Source organism: Serratia sp. CY43202, from assembly GCF_052168755.1.
In the GTDB taxonomy this organism is placed as follows: Bacteria; Pseudomonadota; Gammaproteobacteria; order Enterobacterales; family Enterobacteriaceae; genus Serratia; species Serratia bockelmannii.
This window is the reverse complement of record NZ_JBJNMB010000002.1, coordinates 62138-69520: the sequence shown is the minus strand read 5'-3', so window position 1 is coordinate 69520 and position 7383 is coordinate 62138. Positions and strand designations below refer to the sequence as shown.

The 7383-nt window shown below is 55.4% G+C and carries 5 protein-coding genes; 1 reads left to right on the top strand and 4 read right to left on the bottom strand.

Annotated elements, in window-relative coordinates; genetic code table 11:
* Window positions 1-116: 116 nt before the first annotated feature.
* Window positions 117-1649, top strand: a complete 1533-nt coding sequence (locus ACJ8J5_RS02290; protein ID WP_173890012.1) for an MFS transporter — start codon at window positions 117-119, stop codon at window positions 1647-1649.
* Here ACJ8J5_RS02290 and ACJ8J5_RS02285 read toward each other — a convergent pair.
* From ACJ8J5_RS02285 to ACJ8J5_RS02270, 4 genes are read right to left on the bottom strand one after another with little or no spacing between them, the layout of a single operon-like run.
* On the bottom strand, window positions 1634-2383 hold the full coding sequence (locus tag ACJ8J5_RS02285; RefSeq protein ID WP_173890014.1) for a thioesterase II family protein: 750 nt from the start codon (window positions 2381-2383) through the stop codon (window positions 1634-1636). The two genes, ACJ8J5_RS02290 and ACJ8J5_RS02285, sit on opposite strands and share 16 nt — an antisense overlap.
* A complete protein-coding gene (locus tag ACJ8J5_RS02280; protein WP_173890016.1) occupies window positions 2380-4776 on the bottom strand; it encodes an ABC transporter ATP-binding protein/permease in 2397 nt (798 codons plus the stop codon). Before ACJ8J5_RS02280 ends, ACJ8J5_RS02285 begins: the two co-directional genes overlap by 4 nt.
* Complete coding sequence (locus ACJ8J5_RS02275; RefSeq protein WP_414104379.1) at window positions 4769-5740, bottom strand: ABC transporter permease; 972 nt, start codon at window positions 5738-5740, stop codon at window positions 4769-4771. The genes ACJ8J5_RS02280 and ACJ8J5_RS02275 overlap by 8 nt, the downstream gene beginning before the upstream one ends.
* Complete coding sequence (locus ACJ8J5_RS02270) at window positions 5737-7281, bottom strand: ABC transporter substrate-binding protein (RefSeq protein WP_173890021.1); 1545 nt, start codon at window positions 7279-7281, stop codon at window positions 5737-5739. The genes ACJ8J5_RS02275 and ACJ8J5_RS02270 overlap by 4 nt, the downstream gene beginning before the upstream one ends.
* Between the last annotated feature and the right edge of the window lie 102 nt (window positions 7282-7383).

Here is a 7383-nt window from a genome sequence, read left to right as displayed (position 1 = left end):
TGCTGCAAAGATTTGTATGTTATAACGTTACTAACTTCAAGCATAAATGATAATCATTATCAGAATTGTTTTTTTATACAATTTGTAACTAATGGGATGGGAATAAGGGAAATGGCATGTTAGTGAATGAGAAACAGGTAAAAAACCGTAGATGGACTACGCTGGTGGCGGCATTGAGTGCTGCTATCATGACGCTGGACATCACGGTCGTGAACATCGCACTACCCAAAATAAGTGAAGGATTCCTTACTAATCTCGCACAATTGCAGTGGGTAATTAATGGATATACCCTGAGCTTTGCCGCCTTGTTGCTGCTGGCTGGCGCCATCTCCGACCGGCTGGGACGGCGCCCGATCTTTTTGTGTGGTAACGGATTATTTGTTTTGGCCTCACTGGGCTGCGCCCTGGCACCTACCATCAATGCGCTGATCGTTGCCCGTGTACTCCAGGGCGCTGGCGGTGCCATGGTACTGGGGACTGCGCTGGCGCTGATTGCCAGTGCCTGTGAGGGGGAATCGCCCAAGGTTCGCACCAGCGCGGTGGGATTATTTGCCGCAGGGGGAGCCGTGTCTGCAGCAACTGGCCCCCTGATTGGCGGCATACTGATCCAATGGGCCGGCTGGCCATGGCTATTTGCCATCAACATCCCCGTCGGATTACTGATCATTTTCCTCACCCTGCGCCATGTTGATGAAAAACCCGCACTCGCACCGCGTTATCCTGTCGATGTCGCTGGCGCGGTTTTCGTCACTCTCAGCCTGTTTAGCCTGAACTACGCCGCACTCAACTTTTCATCTGATGCCGCCCCCTTTGTCCACCACGCACTGCTCATCGGCATCACTTCGGCTTTATTGTTTTTATGGATTGAGGCTCAGCGAGGCGATCGCGCCCTGCTGCACTTACGTTTGTTTCGCATCCCTACGTTCCTGGGGGCAATCCTGCTCAGCTTTGCAGGCCGCATTTTCAGTTTTGGCTTACTGCCGTTTATTACGCTTTGGCTGAGCGGCCTGTTGCACTATTCGGCGTGGCACACCGGTTTGATTCTTTTGAGCCAGTCACTGGCGATGGTGGTCGCCGCCGGATTAAGTGGCCCGCTTTCAAGACTGATTCCAGTCCGCGTAGTGCTGGCGATTGGCATGTTCATTGTGGCTCTCGGTCTGACCCTCAGTAGCCATGTGCAAATCCACAGCGACTGGATGGTGATCCTTCCGCTGCTGTTGATGCTGGGTATCGGTGCTGGCTTGACCATGCCGCATCTGATGGACCTCGCTGTTAGTGTTGTTCCTGCACGTCAGGCCGGTGCTGCATCGGGCACTGCAAATACGTTCTTCCCGCTCGGTACCGCCGTGGGTATCGCGTTGTTTGGACTGTTACTCAATCATGTGATCCAGCAAGCTTTGCCGCTTTCCCTGCTAAGTGCCTCAGGTATCAGTCAGCCTGCATCAGTCCTTCAGGCCATCAGCAGCGCGCAGTTTGATGTGCTGAATGCAGTGCCCGAACTGCAGCAACGGGCCTTACAGGCATGGGTAGATGGGTTAAACCTCTTATTCCGCGTTGCCGCCGTTGCAAGCGTCCTCGCCGGTCTGGCGGCACTGTGGTTGATTCGTCCGGTACAACCACAGCCGGAACAGACTCAGGACAGTGCCTGAACCTCCCGTAAGCGTGTCAGTAATCGTGAAAGAAGCGGCTGTGGGTGTTCCCTGAAGTAAAAATGACCACCGCAAAAACAGTCCAGAGTGAAACTGGCGGTTGTCCAGCTCGCCCATCCTTCCGCCTGCTGCTGATCAAGTTCCGGATCTTCGCTGCCCATGAAGGCGGCGATGGGACATGACAGCAGCTGTTTGGAACTCAGCTGCCACTGCTCAATCAATGCATAATCCGCCCGCATCGTAGGCAAAATGAGTTCGCGCATCTCGGGTAGGGTCAACAACACGGGATCGGTACCGTCCAAACGCAGTAACTCATGGCACAGTGCTTCATCATCCTGTTGATGCAAAGAGCCGGGCTGGTGAAACTGTGGCGCCTCACGGGCAGACACCGCCAACAGCTGCGGTGGAGCTAAATCATCGCATTTCAATGCCAGAACCGTTTCATGCGCGACAACGGCCCCCATACTGTGGCCGAAAATAGCCCAGTTTTCGCCAAGATGCGGGGCAATAGCCCGCGAGACTTCACCCACCAGCTCCGGCATCGTCGGGGGAATGGGTTGCTGCCAACGCTCCAGACGACCGGGATAGCAGATCACATTCAATTCAATTTCCGGCGGAAGATGTTCACGCCAGCTGCGATAGAGCCCAGCGTTACCTCCCGCATGCGGCAGACAAAACAGTTGCAACTCAGGCTTAATGTATCCGCTTAATGTTCGTATCCAAGGGGAAGTCAACGCGTTGTCTCCTCTGTGAGTTGCGCTGCTGAAATGAGCTGGGACGTCACTGAATGCGTGGGACGTGCAAGCAATTCGGAAACGCGCCCCTGTTCGACAACCCGCCCGTGCTCGATCACCATGAGTGAACCGCCCAACTGTACAGGAAGGGTCAAGTCATGAGTGACCATTAACAGAGCGATCCCCTGCTGCTGTTGCAATTGTTGCAAAAGCAGGACCAGCTCCATACGCGTCGGCCCATCTACGGCGCTGGTCACTTCATCACACAACAACACGTCAGGGCGGGTAATTAACGCTCTTGCCAATGCCACACGCTGCTGCTGACCGCCGGAGAGTTGCGACGGTTTGCGAGCAAGCAAATGGGGTTCAAGCCCGACCTGCGCCATCACGCTGATGACCCTCTGTTCACACTGTTCAGCACTTAATGTGGGATCGCTGAGACGCAGAGGACGGCGCAGCAGCGCACGCACGCTATAGAACGCATTCAGGGAGCTGGCAGGATTCTGTGCGACATATTGCAACTGCCATTTTTGCGACGGGCTGCGTTGATGAATGCTGAGAGACAGCGGCATGTTATGCAGGCTTAAGGTGCCGCCGGCATCAGGTTGTAAACCTGCCAGGATACGCATAAGAGTGGTTTTACCGCCGCCGGATCGGCCCGCAACGGTCAGCGTCTCACCGCGTCTCAGGGAAAACTGTAATGAAGTCAGCGTCGTGCGTCCGCCATAAGCAGCCCCGACGGCCTCAGCACTCAGGACGACCTGAGCGGAGGAGGCTTGTTGCTCAGGGAGGGCGCAAGGCAACCAGGCATTAAGCAGGCTCTGGCCGGCCTGGGTGCCTGGCGTACGCAAAAATGCCTGAGTGGATTGCTGTTCAACCACCTCCCCCGCTGACATCACCAGAATCCGGTCGGCTATCTGACTCGCCTGCGGTAAATCGTGTGCGACAAACAGTACGCTCATCTGATGTGCGCGCGCAGTGGAGGCGATCCAGTGCATCACCGCCTGGGTACTCAATCCATCCAGAGCGCTGGTCGGCTCATCCATCAGTAGCAAACCAGGATAGCCAAGCATGGCGGCCACTGCCATCACGCGTTGCCGTTGTCCGCCAGAGATTTGATGGGGATAGCGCCGCAAAAAAGCCGCATCATCGGGCAGCCCCAGTTGACGGAAATGAGACGTCACTTGCCGATCGCGTTGAGCATCTGTGAGTCCGCAACGCGCGGCCATCCGTCGTAAAAACGCGCCCAGGGTTTGCGAAGGAACCATGCTCAGACGGGGATCTTGCGGTACAAAGCCAACGTGCCGGGCACGCAGCTTTCGCAATGCTCGGGCATTGATTGAAAAGAGCGGCTGCCCCGCCAGCCATACCTCACCGCGAATGGCAGTTGTGGTGTCGGGAAAGTGGCCCAGTGCCGCACGCAGCAAAGTGCTTTTACCACTGCCTGAAGTACCGACCAGCGCCACAATTTCACCACTTTTTATCTGCAGCGAAACGGTGTTGATCAACGTCTGCTCAGGAAGTTTCACGCTAAGCTGTTGAATATTCAACCTGCTATCAGCAATGCTTTGTGCGTGCGAAAACGAGGCCGCCTGGGGCGCGTTTCTTCTGCGCGAAGAAACAAACAACCCATCCAGACTCAGGTTCAGAGGAATAAGCAGCAGCAGGATGGCAAAGATCGGCGCAAGGGTTGCCCAAGGTTGAAACGATAGCCCCTGACGGTTCTCCATGATCATCAGCCCCCAGTCAGCCAGGGGTTGTTGCGCAGCTAGCCCAAGGAAACTGGCGGTGGCCAAAATAAAAATGGCTGCCAGCAGGCGAAGGCCAATATCTGCACTGAGCAGGGGTAACAGGTTAGGCATGATCTCCCGACAGAGAATCGCTGCCAGTGACTCCCCCCGACAGCGCGCCATGTCGACGTAATCTTGCTGTAATTGTTGCAACGTCGCGGCACGAACCAGACGGAAGATATCGGGCACCATCACCAATATCGCCGCAACCACTGCGGCCGTATAACCGCGCCCGCTAACGGTGACCACCAGTGTCAGTAACAGCAGCCCCGGAATACTGAGCAGGATGTCAGCCAGCACCAACAACATCCGTTCAATCCAGCGTCCTTTCAGCGCCGCAAGCATCCCCACCAGTCCGCCAATCAGCCAGGCCAGTAATACGCTCAGGCAGGCCAGCAATAAGAGTTGTTGACCGCCGCTGAGCAGGCGGCTGAAAACGTCTGCGCCGAGATAATCTGTCCCCATCCACGCCGTTGAATTTGGCGCAGCAAAGGGCATATCACGTATCTCATCGATCGCATAAGGTGCCAGCCAGGGGCCGATAAGACTGATGAATGCCATCAGGCTGAAGAAAACGAATCCTGCATACGGCCGTTTACGCATCGCGCCCTCCCCGGAAAGCTGCGGGGTTAAGCAGCGCGGTCAAGCTATCCGCGAGGAGATTCAGTAACACCGTCAGTGTACACAACACCATCGAGATGCCCATCACCACCGGCGTATCACGCGATAGCGTGGCATTGAGGAGCGACGCTGCCAGGCCTGGCCAGCCAAACAGTGTTTCTGCAACCAGTGCGCCAGCAAACAGATAGGTGATGTAACGTGCCAGGATCGGTAAACAGTGGCCTAATGCTTCGGGCAGGATCCAGTGCAATACCACGCGGTATTCCGCAATTCCATTCAACCGGGCGCATTCACAGGCTGGAGACTGAGAAGCACGCATAACGCCAAGGCGGACCAATTTGATGTTCTGCGCTAACGCGACACTGAGCAGTGTCATTATTGGCAAAATAAACAGTGGCCACTGTGACCACAACGATTGGCCCGGGGAGAGAAGCGAAAGCGCAGGCAGCCAGTGAAGCGTTAACGAAAACACCATCACCAACAGCGTGCCTGTCACAAATTCCGGTAACGCCACGAATCCCAGGGAAAGCAGACTGATGCCCCTGTCGATGACACTGCCTGGATGCAGCCCACAATAGACGCCTAAGCCCAGGGCGATCACCACCAGCAACACGCTGGCGCTGGCCCCTAACGCCAGTGAGCCCCCCCCGCGCTCGCGAATGAGCGTACTTACGGATCGCCCGTTTAAGTAGCTGGTCCCCCAGTCACCGTGCATGACACCCTTGGCCCACTGCAGATAGCGTGCAGCTAAAGGCTGATCAAGACCCAGCTGCGCGCGTAACGCCGTCACCTGCTCGCGGCTCCCCGTCCCCGCCAGACGCTGGCTGGCAGCATCACCTTTAACCAGCGACATGGCACAAAAGATCATCACCGAAAGAAGCCACAAGGTGAAAACCGCCTGCGATGCACGCCATAGCAGGCGTTTAATTAAAACCTGACACTTCATGCTGAACGCAGCCAAGCATCACGCAGCAGCGGATAGTCAAAGAAGCCAGCCGCTTTGACGCCAAACACACCGGGTGCAGAAGCGGCAATAGACGGAATTCTTGCAAAGATCGCGTCACCGCCCTGCTGCCACAGGTAGTGCTGGACATCAGCAACACGCAGGCGTAACGCATCACCGCGTGCCGCCTGCATCGCATTCATCAGAGCGTCAAGTTGCGGCGTAGCCGGGCCGGTGAATGACCATGGAGCCGCATGGCCATAATAGAATGGCAACGCAACGGGCAGCGGCATCGGGCGATAAAGATTGGTTTGTAATGGCGTATTCAGCAGCAGGTTAAAATCGCTGTAGTAATCGGCAGCGGGAACGCGGTCCAGTTGCAGATCAAATCCCGTCCCTTTTACCTGGCGTAACAGTAATGTAGCGCTTTCGGCCGTACCGTATTCGTAGTCGCTGGTGCGTATCTTTGCGGCAACAGAGGGTATACCTGCCTTCTGCAGCAGCGCACGGGCACGTTCAGGATCGTAATGGCGGGTCGGCAGTTCCCCATTGAACCACGGTTGCCCCGCGCCCAGGGCATCATTCGCGACTTCGCCTAATCCCATGGTCACTGCGCGCACCATCGTTTCCCGGTCAATCGCATATTTCAGCGCTTCGACAACCGCGGCGTGATTAAAGGGCGCCTTACCGAGATTCATACTGAATGCCAGATTGCTCATCTCCGATTTCGGGGAGTGCCACAGTTTCACAGCCGGATTAGCTTGCTCTGATCGCGCGGTGAGTAGCGCCATCCCCCCCACATAATCAAACTGCCCCGTTTTCAAACCGTTGAGACGCGCAGTGGTGTCACCGACGCTGTAGAGCTGAATCTCATCCAGCCAGGGACCACCGTTTGCCGCATCCCAATAGTCTGAACGCGCCTGCAGCACACTTTTATCCTGTGACCAGGATTTGAGTGTGTAAGGCCCACTCCCCACTGCCACAGTAAAGTCCTGCGTATTTTCTGGAAAAATAAAGATTGACTGCGCCAGTAATAAATCAAATGAACCCACCGGTTTGTGCAACTGCAATGTCAGTGTGTAATCGTCCTCAAGACGTGATGCCGTCAGGTCGAGCGGCTTCAGCCAGCCACTTTGGCTACCCGGCTGGTTCATCCAGGTACGCAGGCTGAACATCACATCTTTGCTGGTGAGTTGACGACCATCACTGAATGTGACGCCCTGCCGAAGTTTTACGGTCCAGCGTGTCGCATCGTGATTAGGATCTGCAGATTCCATTAGGCGCCATACGATACGTTGGTTGTCTACTTCCGCTAATGAATCCCACACTAAGCGTGCACGTACATAGTCGATATTACTGTTGGTGGATCGCAACACATCGGTAGAATCACTGCTGGAACCTGCGAACGCAGCACGCAGTGTTCCCCCTCGCTGCGGCTTGGGTTCATCCGCCCATGCCAGCGGTAAAAATCCATTACTGAGCGCGATGCCCGCGCCAATACCCATTGTTTTTATCAGCGTTCGTCTGGTTAAACCCTGGTTCATATCCCCGCATCTCCCTTAACGAAATCATTAAATTTCCGCTTCATTAATGATCATATCATATGTTATATCATTACATGGTAATCAACGCTATTGATAATCATT